The sequence below is a fragment of the Alteromonas sp. CH_MED4-4 genome (assembly GCF_037029575.1).
Lineage (GTDB): Bacteria > Pseudomonadota > Gammaproteobacteria > Enterobacterales > Alteromonadaceae > Alteromonas > Alteromonas macleodii.
In genome coordinates this window covers 101120-122737 of the sequence record NZ_JAYMEU010000011.1, presented here as the reverse complement: position 1 = coordinate 122737, position 21618 = coordinate 101120, and the positions used below count along the sequence as shown (strand labels likewise).

The window sequence follows — 21618 nt, the reverse complement described above, 5'->3', positions numbered from 1 at the left end:
GCTTTTTATTACGATTAAAAATACACCATATATAGACGAGCTTTACTACGACTTTAGAAGCAAATCGCTCACCGCTTTTGTACTAAAAAATAATGCGGTATCAACAGGCTAAAAAATGTCATCTAACGCACTGAATACGTAGCTTGACAGAGAATCAAAAAAACTTTGCTGGTAGGGGCTTGGCAGGGCGATTTTGTGTGCTACCATCCGCGCAAATTTGGCACTGTCGTGATCTTCATCCAAAAGTATAAAGTTAAAAGAAGAACGACAGGTCAACGCAGGGTTTCGACTTTGCTTGTTTTTTAGCCGCTTCCATGTAACCGTGAGCAGTCTTACACGGCGGGAACGCTTTTTGTTACAGCTATTTCTATGAAAGGGTTGCAATGCTCATTAACGACACACTTCATACAACTTCACCCCTACGCCAGCGTATAAGAGACTACTATCGCATTAGTGAGTCGGTGGCTGTGGATCAAATCCTTCCCATTGCCGAGGTAAACCCACGTGCACGAAGCCGTGCATGGGAACGCGCACGAAAGATGGTGCTTCAAATTCGCCGAGAGCAAGAAGGGCACGGTGGTGTTGACGCATTATTAAATGAATACTCGCTATCTACAGCAGAAGGTGTGGTATTGATGTGCTTGGCTGAAGCCTTGCTGCGTGTTCCAGACAAAGCCACTCAAGATGAGCTTATTCGTGACAAACTGTCTCAGGGACAGTGGACACCTCACTTGGGGAATTCAGAGTCGTTATTTGTTAACGCATCGGCGTGGGGCTTGTTATTTACGGGCAACATGGTGAACTATGCCGACAAGCGCAAGAAAGAACAGTTCGGCTTGTTAAAACAAACCCTTGGCCGCTTAGGTGAACCTGTTATTCGCCGCGCTATGAACATTGCGATGCGCGTTATGGGTCGTCAGTTCGTTATGGGCGAAACCATTGAAGATGCGGTAGATCGCGCCAAAGAGAAAGAAACCAAAGGGTACGTATATTCTTACGACATGCTAGGCGAAGGCGCACGTACTATGCGCGACGCTGAGCGTTACTACGATGCATACGTAAAAGCAATAAAAGTAATCGGTAAAGCGGCTAACGGACGCGGTCCTAAGCGTTCACCGGGGATCTCGGTAAAGCTTTCTGCTATTCACCCACGCTTTGAATTTTCTCACCGCGAACGCGCCATGGCAGACATTCCGCCGCGCTTGAAAGCGCTGTGTATGATGGCGAAAGAATACGATATCGGTTTAACCGTAGATGCGGAAGAAGCTGACCGTCTAGAGCTTTCTCTAGACATTATTGAAGCTGTATTTCGCAATGAAGACTTGAACGGTTGGACAGGCTTTGGCTTGGCCGTACAGGCCTACCAAAAACGCGCAATCCACGTTATAGAGCACTTACGTGAACTTACCCTAGAGGTAGGTCGTCCGCTAATGGTGCGTTTGGTTAAAGGTGCCTATTGGGATACTGAGATTAAGCTTACTCAACAAGCGGGCCTTGAAGAGTTCCCTGTATTTACCCGTAAGTCGTCAACAGATGTGTCATACCATGCCTGTGCGAACCGTCTACTTGAGTATCGCGACACCATTTACCCGCAGTTTGCGACTCACAATGCCTACACTGCGTCTGTTATTGTTGAGCTTGCTGGTGACGACAAAGAAGGTTTTGAGTTCCAGTGTCTGCACGGTATGGGCGATACCCTTTACGATCAGGTGGTAACACAGGATAAAATTCAGTGCCGTGTTTATGCACCGGTAGGTGAACACGAAGACTTATTGGCCTACCTTGTACGTCGTCTTCTTGAAAACGGCGCGAACTCGTCGTTTGTAAACGCTATCGTTGACGATGAAAAACCGGTTGAGTCTTTGCTTGAAGATCCGGTAGAGAAAACACAACGCCTGAAAGTACGCTATAACAAGTTAATCAAAACCCCACGTGGGCTGTATGCGCCAGAGCGCGATAACTCGCGTGGTCTAGACCTTACCGACACCAATGCGGTAACGGCGCTTAAACACGAACTTGAACGCTGGCAGGATTACTACAAAGTGACCGGTGAAGTGCCAGAAGGTGCGACAGCGGTACTTAGCCCAACTAACCACAACGACGTGGTAGGTTATCACCATTACGCTACGCCTGATGATATGCGCAAAGCATTAGATGAAGCCGAAGCTGGGTTTGAAGCATGGTCTAAACGCGATGTAAGCGAGCGCGCTGAAATACTTAATCGAACAGCAGATGCGCTTGAGCGCCACATGGCTGAGCTTATCGCTATCTGTATGCGTGAAGCCGGTAAAGTAGCGCAAGACAGTATTGATGAAGTGCGTGAAGCCGTTGATTTCTGTCGCTACTACGCGGCGCGTGCAGAAGAGCTTGCTGAAGATCAACGCTTACTTCCTCGTGGTGTTGTGCTTTGTATTAGCCCGTGGAACTTCCCACTAGCCATCTTCTTAGGCCAAGTGGCAGCGGCACTTGTAACAGGTAACACGGTTATTGCTAAGCCTGCTGAACAAACCAGCATTATTGCGCAGCGAGCGGTAGATATTATGCACTCGGTAGGCCTGCCAGAAGATGCATTGAAACTTATCGTATCGCCAGGTAAAGAAGTGGGCGAAACCCTTCTGCCAGACGAGCGCATTAAAGCGGTAATGTTCACAGGTTCAACGCAAACCGGTACGTTAATTTCCCAAGTACTTGCAGAACGTGGTGGCGAACAGGTGCCATTGATTGCAGAGACCGGCGGTCAAAACTGTATGATTGTTGATTCAACTGCACTGCCAGAGCAGGTAGTTGATGACGTGATCCACTCTGGTTTCCAAAGTGCCGGTCAGCGCTGTTCAGCGCTTCGCGTATTGTTCGTTCAAGACGAAATTGCTGATGACCTTATCGAAATGCTAACCGGCGCCATGAAAGAGCTTACCGTTGGTGACCCAACGCAGCTTGCTACCGATGTGGGCCCTGTTATTGACGAGAAGGCACTTAAGAGCCTGACCGATCACCAAGAGTATATGGAAGATAAAGCTAAGCTGCTTTATCGCAATGAAATGCCAGCAGGCTTTGAAAACGGTACTTTCTTTGCACCGACCTTGTATGAAATCAAGAACATCGATGTGCTTGAAAAAGAAGTGTTCGGCCCTGTGGTGCATATTGTTCGCTTTAAGTCGAAAGACCTTGATAGTGTGCTAGAGCAAATCAATGGTACAGGTTACGGCCTAACTATGGGCATTCACTCGCGTATTGAAGAGCGTGCTAACGAACTAGCAGCGAAGAGCCGCGCGGGTAACGTGTACATTAACCGCAACATGATTGGCGCTATTGTTGGCGTTCAGCCTTTCGGTGGACGTGGATTGTCTGGCACAGGTCCAAAAGCGGGTGGTCCTAACTATCTGCCTCGCTTAATGATGGAACGTGCCACACCTAAGCCTTCGCACATTGATGATGTAGACGGTACTGATGCAGCGCTTGTCGGTGATGAAAAGATTGCCGAGCGTGCGCACGTAATGATGGATAAAGCGAAAGCGGTAGAAGTGCAGTGGCGTCATACGCCGTTGAATGACCGTATTTCTATGGTACGTCAGCTTCTGGCAAAAATTGCGAAAGTAGACATTGTTGACGAGCTTGCTGACGACTTGAACCGCACGCTTGCGACGGCGCGTCAGCAGCTAACCAGCGTTGAGCGCAAGCTTGCCAAGCCACAAACTTTGCCGGGCCCAACAGGTGAATCTAACAAGCTTTACTTAGAGCCTCGCGGAATCTTGGTGTGTTTCGCCGATAAAGAAGTAACCTTCGAATACTGGTTGCTGTCTATTGTGACCGCGCTATCAACAGGTAACCCGGTAGTATCAGTTGTGTCTGAAATTTTCTACGAAGAAGCTGTGGAAATTCAAAACAAGTTTGAATCAACTGGCGCACCAAAAGGATTATTCCAAGTAGCACGTCTTGCACACCTAGACACCTTGCTAATGGACGAAGACTTGTCGGGCGTAGTGGTAGATTCAGGTACTGATCGTACTGCGCGTATTACAGCAATGCTGTCATCTCGCGAAGGCGCTATTTTGCCAGTTATCACAGCGGAATATAACGATAACCTTATTCAGCGTTTGATGACCGAAAAAACCATCAGTATTGATACAACGGCATCAGGTGGTAACACATCGTTGATGACCCTAGTTGAAGATGATGAATAAGCGGTAATACTTGCGGTAAATACCGACTTGGCAAGATAGCGATTTAATTGAGAGCTATCTTCACAACATGTCATTCAAAGGCCAGCGCTAAGCTGGCCTTTTTAATACTTTATTCTTACCTTTCTCATTTATTTCTAATTCCTTGCTCTTTCCTTAACCGGACCTTAACCCTGCGTTTGAAATACTCGTGTCAGTTAATTTAAAAAAGCTGCGCATAGACCTTCGAAAGTAAGCTGTGCGCCAAATAATAGGCACAAGTCATGGGCAAGATAAAACTGACGGTAAATAGCATTACCCTTTGCATTTTGCTGTCTGCATGCACAAGTACTGATGACAGAGCGTTGAGCGAATCGGCATCGTCGTCAACGGGTAACAACGTTGTGTGGCAGTCTCAAGCACGGCAACAAGAATCAACACAAACCTTGCTGCTGAATTCGGACACGAGGTTAACCGATGTAATTGATATCAGAGAATTACCTCACTTAGCCGGTTTCATTGATGAAGCCTTGTCTTCTAATGCTAGTCTGCAGCAGTCGTTAATAACGCTTAGAAAAGCACAAGTAGCCATAGATAGTGCAAAAGCGGATAGGAACCTTAATGTTGACGCGAGCTTCTCTGCGTCAAAAAGTGAAACCACCAATAGCAGTGCATCTACCAGCTCAAATACCAACTCCAGTACGAGCTCTAGTTCGAGCAGTCCGAGCTACAGCGCGAGCATGAATGTCAGTTGGGAGCTGGACCTATGGCAAAAAATCAGCGATGGAATAAGTGCAGCAAACTTAGATGCAGCAAGTGCCAGAGCCAGCTATCAGTCTGCCAGAGATTCTCTGGTCGCTAACGTAGTAAGAAGCTATATCGACGTACTCACTCAGCAGCAATTACTGAATATTGAGCAGTCTCGGTTAACAGTACTAGAAAATAACGAAGCCGTTATTTTAAAGCGCTATAGCACCGGGCTAGGAAGCCTAGACGATTTAGATACTGCGCGTACAAGCAGTGCAAATACTCGCGCTACTATTGCCCAATATGAAAATGCACTTTTAACAGCAAAGCGCACCTTGGCCGTACTCTTAGGCAGGCAAAACCAATCGCTAAACGAGCTCAACACTCAAGTTAATTTTCCCGACGTGTTATTGCCGCTAACAACTTTGCCGAAACAGGATCTGGCACGTAGACCCGATCTTCAGGCGGCCTTTTATGCGTTAAAAGCAACAGAGTTTGAAGTCGATGTGGCCTACAAAGCCCTGTTGCCAAGCATTAGCTTGTCTGCATCACTTTCTGATAATGACTCTACACCTTCACAAGCTTTGTTTACTAACCCTTTATGGAGTTTGCTTGGGCAGATGACCGCGCCACTGTTTCAGGGGGGCGCTTTAAGGGCGCAAATTGAAGATGCAAAGCTAACCTCAGCCAATGCCTGGTGGCAGTATCGCGAAACGTTATTAACGGCGGTACAGGAAACCCAAAATGCGCTGGATAGCGAAACCGCGTTGAGTGCTCGAATTAGCCACACCAACGTGGCGTTAGCGAATGCAGAGCGCAGCGTCTCTACCATTGAAGGTCAATATCGACAGGGCCTTGCTGACATCTTGGACTTACTTTCAGTATATGAAACGCGCTTTAACTTACAAGCTCAGGCAGTTGAGCTGCACGCCCAGAAATTACAAAACCGAATTGACTTAGGCCTAGCCCTTGGCCTTGGAGTGTCACAATGAGAAACAAACGAATTATTGTAACCTTACTCGCCGCTGCAAGTATTGCGCTAGCGGTTATGTATACCATGACGAATATGGGCGCCCAACATCCCGGCGCAAAACCGCAGGCCGAATCAAAGCCAACGTCTCCCGCTATTTCCGCGATTGCCGAGCAACCACAAAATGCCGCTCAGGCAAAGAGACCTGCAGGTGGAGAAAGGCCAGTAGCATCACCTACTGCCGATAGCGGTGTGAACAGGCTTAACAAGGCAAGCGACACGTCATCAGTGAATACCACTAATCGCAGCCCAAAGGGAGAACAAAGCGGCAATACTCAGCTGGCTCAAGTAGGCGTTATTGATGTAACCGCCGACAGCTATAACGCTAAGGTGAGGGGGTATGGTCAGGTTGTTCCGCAAGATAGTTTGAGCTTAGTCGCACAGGTTAGTGGTCAAGTTACTGATATATCTTCGTCTTTTAAAACTGGTGCCCTAGTGGCTAATAATACGATATTGGCACGTATTGATGACACCAACTATCAACAGGCGTTAGCAAGTGCAAATGCTACCTATCAAGCGGCTGTGGTAAGTCTGGAAGAAGAGCGATTACAGGGTATTCAAGCGAAAGATGAATGGACACGTTCAGGGCTTGATGGTGAACCTTTATCGGCATTAGTACTGCGTGAGCCACAGCTAAAAGCGGCTCAGGCCACTTTGGATGAAGCCGAGCAAAGTGTAAATTCAGCCAAGCGAGATTTGGCGTTTACCTCGTTACGTGCACCTTTTAATGCATTGGTGGTCAGCCGTGACATTGCGCTAGGGAGCTATGTTCAAGCTGGCAGTGCGGTCGCCACACTTTATTCTGCAGATATTGCCGAAGTGGCAATTGGCCTTTCACCTAGCCAATGGGCTCAACTCCCGTCTGGTGATGAAACGCAGTTGTCTGGTGATGCCTCCCTTAACTGGCCGGTAACGCTTACCGATACCACTACAGGAAATACCTGGGTTGCCAATATCGTTCGCGCTGAATGGCATCAAAGTGATACAACGCGTCAGCGTAACGCCATAGCGGTTATTGAAAAGCCGCTGGCGCAATCAACGCCTCTTTTATTCGGCAGCTTTGTGCAGGCAGACATTGAAGGAAGAGCTCTCGACAATGTCTGGAAACTGCCGGCTTCTGCTATCTCGCAAAAGCAAGAAGTATGGTTAGTAATGCCATCTACCGGGCAGTTGGCAAAGTTCACGCCTTCGGTTTTGTTTGAAAGCGAAGGTTATGCCTACATCACCCCACCAAAAACCAGTGAAGTTACGGGCGATATTGCGAGTAATGTTGCGGGTACAACCTCGGGTAACGCTAGTGGCAACAGCATGTCAGAACAGGTTGGTGAAATACGCCAAGCGCTGGTGGTTGCGCGCCCTTTAAACAGCTATCTGGTGAATACCAAAGTATTGCCTGTAGTGGAAGGACAAACAGGAGGGCAAGCTGATGACAAATAATCGAAACGGCGCGCCATTTGGCGGGGGCGAGAGTCCGAAAAACAATAGGAATGGTGGGAATAACGCCCGGGGAATTATCGCTTGGTTTGCGCAGAACTCAGTAGCGGCCAATTTGCTCATGGTCAGCCTTATCGTGCTTGGCTTGGTTTCCATGAACGATATCCGCAAAGAGGCATTCCCAAGTATGGAGCCACGCTTTGTTACCATTTCAATGACATACGATAGTGGTGACCCTAAACAAGCAGAAGAAGGGATAGCTATCAAAATTGAAACCGCGCTGGAGGCAATCCCGGGGATTAAGCGAATTACCTCTACCTCGAACGCCAGCGGCGCCAGTGTGCAGGTAGAAAAAGAAACCGAATACGATTTAGACACGCTTTTCAACGACATCAAAACCGAAGTAGATAGTATTTCTAACTTCCCGTCGGATGCTGAAAACCCTGTTATCAGCAAAGCACGCCGACAAGAACACGCTATTTGGGTGCAGCTTTATGGTGACGTCGATCACGCTTCGCTTCAATACTTGGGTGAGCAATTAGAGCGAGATTTACTGGCAACAGACGACATTCGCGAAGTCAGCGCAGGCAGCTTTGTCGACCCTATGATGTCTATTGAAATAGACGAAGGTAAGCTTCAAGCTTACGGATTAACGCTGTCAGACGTGGCTGATGCCGTTAACCAGGAGTCGAATACCGCGCTTACAACCAGCTTGCGCAACAAAGAAAAAGTGATTCGTTTAAAAGCGTCTGAACAGTCTTACTGGGCGAAAGATTTTGCCAACATCCCCCTCATTACCGATACCAATGGCGTCATACTCACCGTTGGCGATGTTGCTACAGTGCGCGATATGTTTGCCGACGACAGCTATCACTTGTCACGTTACAACGGTACCAATGGCTATGGCATCCAGGTGCTTATGGACGCATATGGTGACGTAACAAAAATGGTACAGCAGGCTCACGAAGTAGTGGACGCATGGCACGAAAAAGGCTTGCTACCTGAAGGCGTAGAGCTTGAAACCTGGTATGACAAAAGCACGCTTATTACCGAGCGATTGACGCTACTTACCAGCAATGCGCTTATGGGCATTGTGTTGGTATTTGTTACTCTTGCCGTGTTTCTAAATTTACGCGTGGCATTTTGGGTGGCGGCTGGCTTGCCCTTTATCTTCTTCGGCACCTTGTACTTCATGACCGACAGCTATACGGGAATGACGCTAAACGAAATGACCACATTCGGTTTTATCATGGCCCTTGGCATTGTGGTGGACGATGCCGTGGTGGTGGGGGAAAGCGTGTACGCCACGCGTAAACAGCATGGCGATACGCTTCAAAATACCATCTTAGGTACCCATAAAGTGGCGGTTCCCACACTGTTTGGTGTACTAACCACAGTGGCCACTTTTTTCGCATTATCGAACGTATCGGGCGGCTTAGGTACGCTTTATTCTCAGTTCGGCACTATCGTTACCTTGTGTTTGTTGCTGTCGGTGGTGGAATCGAAGCTGATCTTACCTTCTCATTTAGCTCATCTGCCAACTAAGCAAAAAGCGCGAAGGGGATTAGGTGGCGTATGGAACAAAGTACAGCAAAAAGCGGATGGTGGACTTCAGTGGTTTAATTACCGCGTGTATGAGCGCTTATTGAAAGTCACCGTAGCCTACCGTTATGCCGCTGTATTGTTGTTTATTGCCTTATTTGTCATGGTGGTTAGCCTACCGCTTATAGGTGCGGTAAGAGTAAGCTTCTTCCCCAGCATGCAGGGCGACACGGTTTCGGCCAATATGTCGCTTTACAGCGATGCCAGCTATGGACAGAACGAACGCAACTTAATGCTGCTAGAGAAAAATGCGCTTGAGGCAGACCGCCAATTAACCCAAGAAAATGGCGCAGATAAAAGTGGCATTAGCAGTTTGCAAGTAACGGCGAGTGGTGATCAAAGCGGCACAATCACCATTTCACTTGATGAAGACTCCTCTTATTCTCTTGATGAATTGTCGGCACGCTGGAATACGTTAACTGGCAATTTAGAAGGCGTAAAAAGTCTAAAAATACGCTCACGCCGAGAGATGGTCGACGGGTTTAACGTTGAAATTAAAAGCATTAACGACGATACCCTGACGGCGGCTAACGATGCCTTTATTGAAGTACTTAACAATATCGATGGTGTATATGCAGTTGAGAGTTCGCTAACACCCGGCGAAGCCATGATGCGCTTTGAACTTACCCCCGAAGGACGAGCGTTGGGGTTGAATACGCAAAGCCTATCGCAGCAACTGTTAAAAGCATTTGGTGGCGAAATTGTTCAGCGCTATTTGCGCGATAAAAACGAAGTAAAAGTGCGGGTGCGTTATCCTGAACAAGACAGAATGAATCCGTCTGATGTAATGAACACGCAAGTGCGTCTGGACGACGGCACCGTAGTACCGCTTTCTGTAGTGGCTAACGTTATTCAAGATGTACAAGAAAAACAGGTGGTACGTATAGACGGCCTACGCGCCCTAACGGTTAGCGCGTCGGTGGATAGCGATGTTATCACCTCAACCGAACTGGTGAATTACTTAAACAACGAGTTTGTTCCTCAGCTATCGCGTCAGTATCAGGACTTATCGCTTTATTTTGCCGGTGAGGCTGAGCAGCAAGCTGAAACGCAAAGCTCCATGCAGAGCGTGTTTATATTAGCCTTGTTGTCTATTTTTGCGTTGTTGGCGATTCCGCTTAAATCCTACGTACAGCCGCTTATTATTATGACCGCCATCCCCTTTGGTATAGTCGGAGCCATTATCGGCCACTGGTCGAATGGATTAATGATAAGTCTGCTCTCGCTGAACGGCATACTGGCGCTTAGCGGCGTAGTGGTTAACGACAGCTTGTTGTTGGTTTCACGATTCAACGCTTTGCGAGAAGAAGGTGTGCCGGTGGAAACGGCAGTTATTGAAGCTTGTACCAGTCGCTTGCGAGCTGTGTTGTTGACCTCAATTACCACCTTTGTAGGCTTATATCCCATATTGGGCGAAACGTCGGTACAAGCGCAGTTCTTAATTCCGGCAGCCGCGTCGCTGGGTTACGGTATATTGTTTGCCACCGTCATCACACTTTTATTAATACCCGCATTACTGTTAATTTATGACGATGTAAGCCGTCTAATGGCAAAGCATTTGGTTAAACCTTTAACGGAGAGTACGGCTAATGATCCGCGTGTTACTAGTGGAAGATGATATGGGCCTGGCGGGCAATATTATCGACTATTTAGAGCTTGAAGACATGGTATGTGACCACGCTGCAAACGGTGTAGCCGCGCTGTCTCTTATCCAAAAGCATCCGTTTGATGTTGTGGTGCTGGACATTAATTTACCGCGACTTGATGGCTTAAGCGTATGTGAGAGGGTGCGGGAAGACGGCAACGATACGCCTATTATTATGCTAACCGCCCGTGACCAGTTGGAAAACAAGCTAGAAGGGTTTCAAAAAGGCGCCGATGACTATTTAGTGAAACCGTTTGACATGCCCGAACTGGTTGCTCGGGTTTTTGCACTGGCGCACAGGCGTTCATCACAAGTGAAAAAGCTGCGCTTTGGCAACGTAAGTTTAGCAATGGGAAGCGACGTAGTAAGTGTTGAGAACGTGCCTATTAAGTTAAGCCCCACAGCATTTACGCTGCTAAAGGCATTGTTACAGCAACAAGGAAAAGTTATGCCACGGGAGCGTCTTCTCGATGCGGTTTGGGGAGAAGAAGCGCCAGAGAGCAATGCGCTTAAAGTGCATCTTCATAATTTGCGTAAATCACTGGTGCAAGCGAATGCCAGCATAGAGGTAAAAGCAGTAGCCGGCACAGGCTTTTGTGTGACGTTAAAACCAGAGCAGTCCAATTCAGTGCAAAGTACAAGCGCGGAACCAAAAAGTACAAATAAAGGAAACGATCAGTGGTAAATGGCCTTCGCATCAGCTTAAGACGCTACGTCTTGTGGTCGCTATTAAGTTTGGCCGCCGTAGTTATTGTGCTCTTTTCAATACAAAGCAGCGATAGCTTTTTCGATGGTATGGACGGCATGCTGAGAAATACCATGATACGGGCGGCAGAAAGCGCAAAGCTTGATGACAACAAGCATGCTCAAATTCTCGATTTACATGTTTTTGCGAACTACGAGAGTTTGCCTGACGAAGTGAAGCAGAGCTTTTCCAAAGAGAGCTTTATACCGTTTTCACTTATGAAAGATATCAACAAACCTGATTGGTTTTCCCGTCCTATTTCGGCTCACTTTGCCGTGTTAGTTCCGTTAGAAAATGGAGAATCGCGATACGTTACCCAAGTGTTTGTCGCGCCACCTTCTGACGGCAAAAAACACTTTAGAATAAACCATGTTATTTACAGCGCCATTGTGGGCGTAGTTGCACTGGTTTCGTTTTTTGTCGCCTTGCTTTTTCTTATGCGCAGCGTGTCTCGCCCCATAGAGTCATTGCAGAGGTGGGCGGCGTCTTTGGATGAACAAGAGCTCGATAAGCCTATCCCAGAGTTTCGTTATAAGGAACTTAACGCGCTAGCAGGGATGACACATGGCAGCTTGCAAAACGTGCGCAATACCCTAAATCGAGAACGAGAATTTGTTAACCACGCGAGTCACGAGCTTAGAACGCCGATTGCCGTTATTAGAAGTAGCGCGGCATTACTGCACAGAGTGATCGATAGTGAAAATACTAAAGGCAATAACGCGCTTGCGCGGGTGGATCATGCCTCAAAAACCATGGCAGATTTGACCGAAACTCTACTTTGGTTAGGAAGAAATGAAGAAGCAGCTTTACCCAAAGAAAAGGTTAACCTTAAAGCAATGGTTGAGGCTCTAAGCCAAGATTTAATGTATTTGCTGTCGGGAAAAGACGTGAGTGTGCAGCTGCAATTGAGCGATTGTGAGTTAACGCTGGCCAAAACGGCGAGCGAAATTGTGATAGGAAATGTGATTCGAAACGCTTATCAGCACACGCAGCAAGGAAGAGTCACAATAAGTCTTTCAGATGCAACGCTCACCGTGCTCAACGAAGAGGACGGCCTTGAAGAAGAGGCGCTTAACGAAAAAGGCCAAGCGACTTTATCTGCGCCGACTATCAGTGAATTAGATGGCGGATTTGGAATAGGGTTAAAACTCATTGATAAGCTTTGTGCGAAGCTTAAATGGGGTTATGCACATGAGAGGATAACAGCCCGAGGGTCACACGATGAACAAGGTGATGTTTCTCGTATGACAAGAGGGTATAGAGTGGTGCTTACAGTACGATAATAGGCGCATATAACTCATCAAAGTGTTTGCACGTTGTCACTCCTAATCCATTTACCGAAACGAGCCCAATAGAAAACGCCGATGCTAACATCGGCGTTTTCGTTTTTTAGCGTCCAGCTTTAAAACCTACACTACATCCATTCGCTGTTTCTACGCTTGCGTTTAGGAAGGTAAGTGAGCATTACACCAAGCAATATCCCCACGCCTGCCACTATGCCACCGCGAGTAAACCAGGTAACAAGCTCGTCTTTATTAGCGCTTTCAACCTTAGCCGTTAAACGAATAATTTGAGACGCTTGCTCGTCGTTTGTGGTGGTAAGTTTAGACACCTTTTGGCGAGCATCGTTAAGCTGCTGACGAAGTTTGGCATTTTCTGATTGTGCAGCTTGAAGTCCACTTTGGCTCTCAGCTAGCTTCTCACTTATGATTGGCAATTGCTCGGCTTGCGACATGGTATTAGACACAAACTTACTTTCAACCCAGCCTTTACGTCCTTCGTTGTCGGTAATTTGGGTAAATTCAGCATCATTGTCGCGGGAGAGCACAGTAATAGGTGTGCCCGCCTCAATTGAACCTAGAATGCGGTAGTTACGACCAGGTCCAGTATGCATAAAGATAAACAAGTCATCTCTTATGTAATGCGAAGAAGACGCTTCTAAATCAGCGGTATCTTGTAGCGAAAATGCTTGAAAAGAGCATGCAATAAGGGCTGCTGCTAACCACTTTCGAATCATATGAAGTCCAATTTTAGAATTTAAAACGTGAAGATGGTATTGGTTGACCGCGATAAAGGCAAGTTTGTTCCACTTTTGTCTAATTAAAGCATCTTGTTTCATGGCGCCAGCATTGCGAAAAGTAAGCGACAAAGGTAAGGTGTCAGCATCATAAGCTGTGCCTAGCGCAACCATGTCAGAAATAGAATTAAAATTTGTAACGGGTGACAACGCCCACCATGCGTTTACTCAACGTGTACTTCCTCTTTTCGAAAAAAACAGTATTCAGGTTAACTCTCATCGTGAAATGCGCCTTGAAAACGACTATTACGATACCGATAAGCTCGATTTTCAAAACAATAAAATGGGCTTTCGTGTTCGAGGTAACAATGGTGAATACGAACAGACGCTAAAGACTAACGGCGTGGTCAGCGGTGGTCTGCACAAACGCATGGAATACAATGTGAGCCTTGATAATTCAAGGCCCGACCTCACGCTATTTGAAGCCAGCGCTTGGCCCCAAGATTGGGACGTGGCGGCAAAAAACACGCGTCTATCTAAACAGTTTAGCACTCACTTTACTCGCAATGCCTATGTGGTTAGTGTGGGTGAAAGTGTGGTTGAGATTGTGCTGGACTGTGGTGAAGCAAGTACAGAAAAAGCCAGTTCCCCAATCAACGAAATAGAGCTTGAGTTGATGTCAGGTGATATCAACAGTTTGTTTACGTTAGCTGTGCTAATAAACGACAACATGCCGGTACGCCTTAGTGATGTATCAAAAGCGGCGCAGGGATATCAATTACTTCACGGTTTTAACGCTAAAGTTCGACACCTGCCAGATTTCCTTGCGCTTGAAGACACAACCACCACGGAAGAAGCATTTAGCCACGCGGTTCAAACTGCATTGGCGCATTGGCAGCACCACGAGCATGTGTTTTGCGAAAGTGGTTCAATAAAAATGCTCGCGGAAGTCGCCAAGAGTGTACGCTTGTTACTTCAAAGTGTATCGCTTTACTTGCCGGTTCTGCAGTGCCCTGAGCTACTAGCCCTGCATAAAAAACTGGTCACCCATGCGCAAAAGTGGGGTTGGCAAGACGACTTACAAAGTTTGCGTTACTTGCTCTCTAAAAAGAGCATGTTTAACAAAACTCTCAGCAAACATCCTGCAGTAGTAAGCTATTTGCAAGGACGACAAACAGGTTTAATGCAGGCTCATGAGCCCGAAAAGCTGTTTTTCGACAACGATGCCACAGACATTAAGCTACACGCCATAAGTCTTATTCAGAATAAGCCGTGGCAAAAAGTCGCAACGGGTTTTGATCATCCCGTGCTTGATCATGCAAAAGGCTGGCTGTCGCAAGGTTGGCAAACTGTACAGCAAAGTATGCCGCTAAATAAAACCATGGGGCCTGCCAATTACAGCGCTGTAGAAGTAATGCTTAGGCAGACATTATGGAGTGGATTTCTGCTCGGTGACTTGTTTGTAGAAGAGCGGGGTAATTTTCGCGCACCGTGGTTAGATTTGCTCACTGGTATTGATGAGCTGAATGCGCTGCTTATGTTAAAGCAGTCGATAGACGACGCCGAAGTAGACTCCCATGACGAAGTGCGTAAATGGACAGCAGAGAAACTCAGCACGCTTATTCGAATTATGGAACGAACTCGCACAGTGGCTATGCAACGTGACGTTTACTGGTAATTGTTTTCTATGCATATGTGGTTACTGTAAACATGCACGGTAAAGGCAACTCGAATCTCAAGGATGGAGGGCGCTGATGACCTCAGCCATAAATGACTATTTCCTTTACGCACTGCTTGGCATTTATGCCATTGGCTTTGTGCGTCTGTTCGTTCAAAAAGTCAATTTACGCAGTGGACGCTGGCTAACGGCAGCGTTTTTGTGCTGGCCTGTATTTATGCTGGATGAGTGGCTCCGTATGGCAAATGCCACAGGGCTGGCTAGTATCTACGGGTTATCAGAAGTATTTGCTGTTATCGCGATTACGTGTTGTTACCGCGCAATAAAACCCATGCTGTTAGCTTATCCTACGGCAAGAAAGCGACTGTGGTGGCCGGTAGTAGTGACCGGCGTTTTTCAGTGCGCCATTCTCCTGATACCCGTAGACGATAAGCAGCAATGGCTCTCATCGTCTCCTCATGGTCAGCCTCTGCTATTGTGGCCTGCCTATATTGCATCACTGTTAACGGGGTTTAGCGTGTTGCTCATAGGTATTCTTATTACCGAGCATATTCAAATGTACCATAGGCACTTACCAGAGCAGGCGGTGGATATAAAAAACCTGAAAATGCCTAGGCTTGCCGGAGTAATGGGAAGCTTGGTTGGCGTTGCGTTTATGAGTATTCTACTTGTGACGGCCGCAACATTCGGCTTCTTCCCTGTTCCTTTTTGGGAAGGGTTTCATCATCTGATGATTGGAACGGCAATTCTAATTGTACTGTTTTCACTAACCTTTATACGACGGACGTCCCCGTCGCCACTCGATTACGAACGCTTAGATGAAGGCAAGGCAACGCCTTATGAAATTAGCAGTATTATTTCTAAAGCAGAACGCTACACCATAGAATCAAAGGCGTACAAGGTTCGCTTCCTTACCCTCAGTGAGTTTTGTAAAGGGGCAGATATCGACCCCACCTCGCTCGCATTGGCCTTGCAACTTACTGAAAAGAAAAACTTTAGACGTTTCATTTTCCACTACCGCTTAGAGTACGCCAAGAATGTACTGCTGCGCAGCGACGCTAAACTTGAAGCCGTGGCAAAACGCATGGGGATAAATTCAGAAAAGTTTTTGAGTGAATATTTCGTTAAACACCTAAACTCCACGCCGCTAAGATAACAAGAGTATTATGCTAGGCGTTGAGTTCGCGTTAGCCACCAAATGCATTTATCAATATTTGATGGGTGAAGGTTTTACGTAAATAAAAGCCGCGAGGACGGGTTTTAATACGCTGACCTTCAGGCCCCAACGCGTCAGTGAGCACTTTCCCGTTTGCCGCCTTAGGACGAATGTGTAAGGCCTCGCCTTGACGAGAGGTGATCGACTCAACCTGTCCAGTTGCAATTTGCTCGACCAGTTCCTCCCAATCGTGTCTCAATACCGCATCTTCGTGTTCATTCGGTCGCCAGTAGAAGCCTGTTGCTACCCGCCTATGGGCCAGCGGAATAGCTCTGTCACCTTCAATTGGTAGCCATAATACCTGCTGCAGTTTGTTTCGCACGTTAGACGTTTCCCATGTAATGCCGGGCGTCATCAAAAGCGGGGCAAAACAGACGTAGGTGGTTTCTAAAGGCGAAAAATGGGCGTCGATGGGAATGGTTTTAAGTTCGATGCCAAGTTCAGGAAAGTCCTGCTGAGGCTTCGAACCTGCACTCGCGCCCAGCCACTTCTCTATCAGCATGCCTGGCCACCCCTTGTGACGTTGTAAATTGGCCGGTATGGCTACATTTGCCATGTCCGCAAGCTCTCCAAGCGTCAAGCCCGCTATCGCATGACAACGAGCTAAAAGGCTATCTGGAGATGACGGGGGAGACGCTGGTGGCTGCATAAATATGGTTAATTTCCTGTTTGAAAAGCGGGTACGAATATTAAGACTATGATTGGAGCATAGTTTGTGGAAGAATGAAAACATATAACAGTATAGTGTGCCCGGGAGTCTATGTGATAGATGCCGATGGATTCCGTGCGAATGTGGGCATAGTGATTTGCAACAAAATGGGTCAAGTATTTTGGGCAAGACGTTATGGTCAACATTCATGGCAGTTCCCTCAAGGCGGAATTGATGAAGGGGAATCTGCTGAACAAGCTATGTACCGCGAGCTTCACGAAGAAGTAGGGCTGACACCGAAAGATGTCACTATTTTAAGTGTTACCCGTAACTGGCTTAGATATAAGCTGCCTAAGCGATTAATTCGACAAGGCAGTAACCCTGTTTGTATAGGGCAAAAACAAAAATGGTTCTTGTTGCAGCTCGATTGTAACGAGCGAGACGTTAATGTACTTAAAACAGGTCATCCTGAATTTGATGACTGGAGGTGGGTAAGTTACTGGTATCCAATAAGAAACGTTGTATCGTTTAAGCGCGATGTATACAGACGAGTAATGAAAGAGTTCTCGCCTGTAGTTATGTCTGCGCAGCATCGGCCTCAACAGCGCCAAAACGCAGCGCCACATAAACGTGGCAAGAAACGCAGGCGTGGATAAGCGTATGCGAAGTTCAGGTACGCAAGAAAGAGGTGTGCAATATTGCGGTGTGCGGAGTAAGCAGCGAGTAAACTGCGAGTAAAAAAGGAAAAACCGGTGAGCCCTCAGAGCCAGCAAGGAACAATGTTAACCACGTTAAAGCGTATCGTGCAGGAAATGAATCAAATTCCTGCTCTCGATACGGCGTTGTTTAGGCTAGCCTCGCGGGTTAAACAGACCCTAGATGTCGATTCATGCTCTATTTACCTTGCCGATTACGACACCCAAGAATTTATCCTTAAAGCCACTGACGGACTACATCCCGATGCAGTCGAGCAGGTACGCATTGGCTTCTCAGAAGGGCTTATCGGGCTGGTAGGTCAGCGGGAAGAGCCTCTTAATATCGTTAATGCTCATAGCCATCCTCGATTCAAACATTACCCCGAAGTTCAGGAAGAAAACTATAACGCCTTTTTAGGTACGCCTATTATCAACCAACGGCGTGTGCTTGGTGTTATTACCCTTCAGCAATCACAAATGCGCCGCTTCAGTGAAGACGAAGAAGCATTTTTAGTCACCCTTGCTGCGCAGCTCGCGTTAGAAATAACCAATGCTGATATTCGCGGGGCTTTGACGCTGTCAAATTCGAACGACAATACTGCGCGGCAAAAAAATGTGCGTGGTATTGCGGGTTCTCCAGGCCTTGCTATTGGCAAGGGAGTGTCTCCAGACAAATCTATTAACCTTAAAAACTGGGTCGTAAAGCGCACGCAATCTCCTCAAGATCAAATTCAACTCTATCGCAAAGGGGTTGAAGTTACGCGAGGTCATGTCGATGCGTTATCGAAGCGGTTAGATGACGGCATTCCCGACGATGTTAAATCCATTTTTCAGCTGTATCATCATCTGCTAGATGCCAACAGCCTTGGGCGGGAAGTAGAAGAAAAAATTCGCCAAGGTTGGGATGCGGCGTCTTCATTGAAAATGGTTGTAGAAAGCTATGCCGCGCGCTTTCAGGCAATGGACGACCCTTACATGCAAGAGCGTGCCATTGATATTGTCGATTTATCCGACCGTATTCTTGCCAACATTTTGTATGAAGCGAATGGCAAAAAGGTTACTGAAAAAACGATAACCGAAGCCAGTATTCTCGTAGCTGATGAAGTCTCAGCGCCTATGCTTGCCGAATTTCCAAGAGGTAAGCTAAAAGGCATTATTTCTATTCGCGGTTCAAATAACTCTCACGCGGCAATATTGGCTAGAGCCATGGGCGTGCCTGCAGTGATGGGCTGTCAAAACGTCACGCCAGCACTACTCGAAGACAAAGAGATTTTGCTTGATGGGTATTCAGGCGAGGTCATTGTATCGCCTGAACGTAACATCAAGTCTGAATTTATACAGCTCATTGAAGAAGAGTCGGCCATCGCAGAGAAAATTGACGCCGAGGCTGATAAACCTTGCGAAAGTGTTGATGGCTGTAGAATGTCTCTTTATATCAACGCTGGCCTTTCAGCTGAAGTCGAACTAAACGCTGAACAAATTGGCGCGGGTGTAGGGCTTTATCGCACCGAGATCCCCTTTATGTTACGCGAGCGTTTTCCTTCAGAACAAGAGCAAGTAAAGCTGTACCGCCAAGTGCTAGAGGCCGCGCCTTCATTGCCTATCACTATGCGTACTCTCGACGTAGGAGGCGATAAGCCACTACCGTACTTCCCAATTAATGAAGAAAACCCATTTTTGGGGTGGCGAGGCATCCGCCTAACCCTTGACCATCCAGAAATTTTCTTGGTTCAGGTTCGCGCCATGCTGCGTGCAAGTGTAGGCCTAAGCAATTTGCAAATTATGCTGCCTATGATCTCCACCGTATCTGAAGTGCAGGAGTCTAAGCGACTAATTAATCAGGCATATTATGAAATTTGTGATGAGATTGCAGAGTCAGGACAAACGTTAACCAAGCCTAAGTTAGGTATTATGCTAGAGGTACCGTCGGTACTTTATCAGCTACCTCAATTAGCAAAGCACGTGGATTTCTTTTCGGTAGGCAGTAACGACCTGACCCAATATCTGCTCGCGGTGGATAGAAACAATACGCGGGTGGCAGGGCTCTACAATAGCTATCATCCTGCGGTATTAGGGGCGCTTTACGACGTGGTTCAAAAAGCCAATCAAAATCAAGTGCCCGTGACTATCTGTGGTGAAATTGCAGGTGAGCCAGCTGGAGCATTACTGCTAATGGGAATGGGTTATCGCCGCCTAAGTATGAACGGCTTTAACTTAAGAAAAATAAACTGGCTTATTAGAAAAGTCACGCTGGATGAATGTAAGCAATTACTGTCATTGGCGCTCACCTCTGTTAGCCAAGAAGAAGTCTTTGTGCACTTGAATCAATATCTTGAAACCAAGGGCCTGGGAGGCCTTATCCGAGCAGGTGCTTAAGGAATGGATCCATTAGTTGTAATAGTTCTCAGCTGCCTTATTTTAGGTTCTGTGGTAGGTGTTTTGGCGGGTATGCTGGGCATTGGCGGTGGGCTTATCATCGTTCCTGTGTTGTCGTATTTGCTTATACATTTCATGGGAATGACCACTGAAACCGTAATGCCAGTCGCTATCGCTACCTCATTATCTACCATCATCTTCACAGGAATGTCGTCGGCCTTCGCGCATTACAAGCTGGGTAATATTCAAAGGCATGTTGTGCTTTACACAGGCTTAGGTATTGCTTTTGGCGCATTTGCCGGAGCACAGATAGCAAGCCATATTTCGGGTGAACTGCTTAAAGATGTGTTTGCGGTGCTGGTTATTTTGATTGCGATGCAGATGATATTTGGTAAGCAAAAAGCCTCAGAAAATGACGCATCAAAAGGTACGCTTGCGACTGTTGGTGGTGGAGCTGGCTTACTAAGTGCACTTATGGGGATTGGTGGCGGTGCATTATTGGTACCTGCGCTGGTATGGTTTCGTGTTAATGTACGGGCGGCAATTGGCTGTGCAGCCTTTTGCGGACTCATTATTGCCGTTTTTGGTACCACGAGTTTTATCGTGGCCGGTTACAATGCGATAGATGTACCAGAACATAGTTTAGGTTATGTGTATTTACCTGCAACAGCTGGTATTGTTGCCACCTCTATGTTTACAGCAAACATAGGTGCAAAGCTTGGGCAGCGAGTAAATGTTCGTGTATTAAAAGCGATGTTGGCGTGCTTACTCGTGTTGGTGAGCATTAGAATGATTTTAGGAATTGAATAAAGTAATGGAACAGAGCAGTTATCTGGTATTTCCCAGTATCGACCCCGTTATCTTCAGTGTCGGTCCGTTAAGTGTCCGCTGGTACGGCCTTATGTATTTGGTGGGCTTTATCGCCGCTTACCTATTGGCACAAAAGCGTCTTTCACAAACCAACTGGAGCCGTGAGCAGTTAAGCGACCTGCTTTTCTGGAGCTTCGTTGGCGTAATATTAGGCGGTCGAATAGGCTATGTGCTTTTCTACCAGTTTGGTATGTTTCTCGACGATCCCTTGTACTTATTCAAAATTTGGGCTGGTGGAATGTCCTTCCACGGCGGGCTTTTAGGGGTGCTAACAGCCTTATTCTGGCGCGCCAAGTGTATGAACACGACCTTCCTTCGACTAGGGGACTTTGTTGCCCCGTTAGTACCCATTGGCTTAGGTGCAGGACGCATAGGAAACTTCTTAAACGCTGAACTTTGGGGGCGTAGCACCGATGTGCCTTGGGCGGTCATTTTCCCCAACGCGGGTCATGTTCCTCGGCACCCGTCCCAATTGTACGAATTTGCGCTTGAAGGCGTACTACTCTTTATTATCCTATGGCTATTTTCTGCCAAAAAGCGTCCAGTAGGGGCGGTCAGCGGCTTGTTCTTACTTGGTTACGGCACCTTCCGATTTATCGTTGAATACTTCAGAGAACCCGACGCACATATTGGCTTATATCAAATGGGACTAAGCCAAGGGCAACTTCTTTGTTTACCTATGATAGCTTTAGGAATAGGATTAATAGTCCGTGCTTACATGCGCGGAAAAGACCATGTTGAACAGCAAAAAATATAA

At 47.0% G+C, this 21618-nt stretch carries 14 protein-coding genes; 12 read left to right on the top strand and 2 right to left on the bottom strand.

The window, feature by feature from the left end:
• Positions 1-383: 383 nt before the first annotated feature.
• From putA to WA381_RS09880, 6 genes are all read left to right on the top strand, one after another.
• A complete protein-coding gene (putA, locus tag WA381_RS09905; protein WP_156077856.1) occupies positions 384-4181 on the top strand; it encodes a bifunctional proline dehydrogenase/L-glutamate gamma-semialdehyde dehydrogenase PutA in 3798 nt (1265 codons plus the stop codon).
• Between the two features lie 260 nt (positions 4182-4441).
• Entirely contained in the window at positions 4442-5896 is a 1455-nt protein-coding gene (locus WA381_RS09900; protein ID WP_156077857.1) for a TolC family protein, read from the top strand.
• A complete protein-coding gene (locus WA381_RS09895; protein ID WP_156077858.1) occupies positions 5893-7371 on the top strand; it encodes an efflux RND transporter periplasmic adaptor subunit in 1479 nt (492 codons plus the stop codon). The genes WA381_RS09900 and WA381_RS09895 overlap by 4 nt, the downstream gene beginning before the upstream one ends.
• Complete coding sequence (locus tag WA381_RS09890; RefSeq protein ID WP_197044386.1) at positions 7361-10588, top strand: efflux RND transporter permease subunit; 3228 nt, start codon at positions 7361-7363, stop codon at positions 10586-10588. Before WA381_RS09895 ends, WA381_RS09890 begins: the two co-directional genes overlap by 11 nt.
• Positions 10560-11300, top strand: a complete 741-nt coding sequence (locus tag WA381_RS09885; protein ID WP_156085928.1) for a response regulator transcription factor — start codon at positions 10560-10562, stop codon at positions 11298-11300. The genes WA381_RS09890 and WA381_RS09885 overlap by 29 nt, the downstream gene beginning before the upstream one ends.
• Positions 11294-12643, top strand: coding sequence for a sensor histidine kinase (locus tag WA381_RS09880; protein ID WP_156085929.1), 1350 nt, complete (start codon positions 11294-11296; stop codon positions 12641-12643). The genes WA381_RS09885 and WA381_RS09880 overlap by 7 nt, the downstream gene beginning before the upstream one ends.
• 131 nt (positions 12644-12774) lie before the next feature.
• Here the strand turns inward: WA381_RS09880 and WA381_RS09875 are convergent, their stop codons facing one another.
• Positions 12775-13587, bottom strand: a complete 813-nt coding sequence (locus WA381_RS09875) for a TIGR04211 family SH3 domain-containing protein (RefSeq protein WP_069943706.1) — start codon at positions 13585-13587, stop codon at positions 12775-12777.
• Here WA381_RS09875 and WA381_RS09870 point away from each other — a divergent pair.
• Positions 13550-15055: a CYTH domain-containing protein gene (locus tag WA381_RS09870; RefSeq protein ID WP_039224442.1), complete on the top strand. Its 1506-nt coding sequence runs from the start codon at positions 13550-13552 to the stop codon at positions 15053-15055. The genes WA381_RS09875 and WA381_RS09870 overlap by 38 nt on opposite strands.
• Positions 15056-15131: 76 nt before the next feature.
• Entirely contained in the window at positions 15132-16211 is a 1080-nt protein-coding gene (locus tag WA381_RS09865; RefSeq protein ID WP_061439409.1) for a helix-turn-helix domain-containing protein, read from the top strand.
• A 31-nt stretch (positions 16212-16242) separates the two neighbouring features.
• Here the strand turns inward: WA381_RS09865 and mutH are convergent, their stop codons facing one another.
• The gene (mutH, locus tag WA381_RS09860; RefSeq protein ID WP_039224444.1) at positions 16243-16920 is read right to left on the bottom strand and encodes a DNA mismatch repair endonuclease MutH; all 678 of its coding nucleotides are present in this window, start codon (positions 16918-16920) and stop codon (positions 16243-16245) included.
• Positions 16921-17033: 113 nt separating this feature from the next.
• On the opposite strand from mutH, the gene rppH reads away from it, so the two are divergent.
• The 4 genes from rppH to lgt all read left to right on the top strand — a co-directional run bounded on the left by rppH (position 17034) and on the right by lgt (position 21618).
• Entirely contained in the window at positions 17034-17576 is a 543-nt protein-coding gene (gene rppH, locus WA381_RS09855; RefSeq protein ID WP_014948179.1) for an RNA pyrophosphohydrolase, read from the top strand.
• Positions 17577-17699: 123 nt separating this feature from the next.
• The gene (gene ptsP / locus WA381_RS09850; protein WP_039224899.1) at positions 17700-19991 is read left to right on the top strand and encodes a phosphoenolpyruvate--protein phosphotransferase; all 2292 of its coding nucleotides are present in this window, start codon (positions 17700-17702) and stop codon (positions 19989-19991) included.
• A gap of 3 nt (positions 19992-19994) precedes the next feature.
• Positions 19995-20801 (top strand): sulfite exporter TauE/SafE family protein, encoded by an 807-nt coding sequence (locus tag WA381_RS09845; protein ID WP_061439411.1) that lies wholly within the window; start codon positions 19995-19997, stop codon positions 20799-20801.
• Between the two features lie 4 nt (positions 20802-20805).
• Positions 20806-21618, top strand: coding sequence for a prolipoprotein diacylglyceryl transferase (gene lgt / locus WA381_RS09840; RefSeq protein ID WP_014975613.1), 813 nt, complete (start codon positions 20806-20808; stop codon positions 21616-21618).

What these genes read in the sequence shown, in the direction of transcription:
- WA381_RS09895 (WP_156077858.1), top strand. Translation starts at nt 5,893, where the DNA reads ATGAGAAACAAACGAATTATTGTAACCTTACTCGCCGCTGCAAGTATT.
- mutH (WP_039224444.1), bottom strand. Translation starts at nt 16,920, where the DNA reads ATGCAGCCACCAGCGTCTCCCCCGTCATCTCCAGATAGCCTTTTAGCT.
- WA381_RS09885 (WP_156085928.1), top strand. Translation starts at nt 10,560, where the DNA reads ATGATCCGCGTGTTACTAGTGGAAGATGATATGGGCCTGGCGGGCAAT.
- WA381_RS09845 (WP_061439411.1), top strand. Translation starts at nt 19,995, where the DNA reads ATGGATCCATTAGTTGTAATAGTTCTCAGCTGCCTTATTTTAGGTTCT.
- WA381_RS09865 (WP_061439409.1), top strand. Translation starts at nt 15,132, where the DNA reads ATGACCTCAGCCATAAATGACTATTTCCTTTACGCACTGCTTGGCATT.
- putA (WP_156077856.1), top strand. Translation starts at nt 384, where the DNA reads ATGCTCATTAACGACACACTTCATACAACTTCACCCCTACGCCAGCGT.
- lgt (WP_014975613.1), top strand. Translation starts at nt 20,806, where the DNA reads ATGGAACAGAGCAGTTATCTGGTATTTCCCAGTATCGACCCCGTTATC.
- WA381_RS09900 (WP_156077857.1), top strand. Translation starts at nt 4,442, where the DNA reads ATGGGCAAGATAAAACTGACGGTAAATAGCATTACCCTTTGCATTTTG.
- WA381_RS09870 (WP_039224442.1), top strand. Translation starts at nt 13,550, where the DNA reads ATGTCAGAAATAGAATTAAAATTTGTAACGGGTGACAACGCCCACCAT.
- WA381_RS09890 (WP_197044386.1), top strand. Translation starts at nt 7,361, where the DNA reads ATGACAAATAATCGAAACGGCGCGCCATTTGGCGGGGGCGAGAGTCCG.
- ptsP (WP_039224899.1), top strand. Translation starts at nt 17,700, where the DNA reads ATGTTAACCACGTTAAAGCGTATCGTGCAGGAAATGAATCAAATTCCT.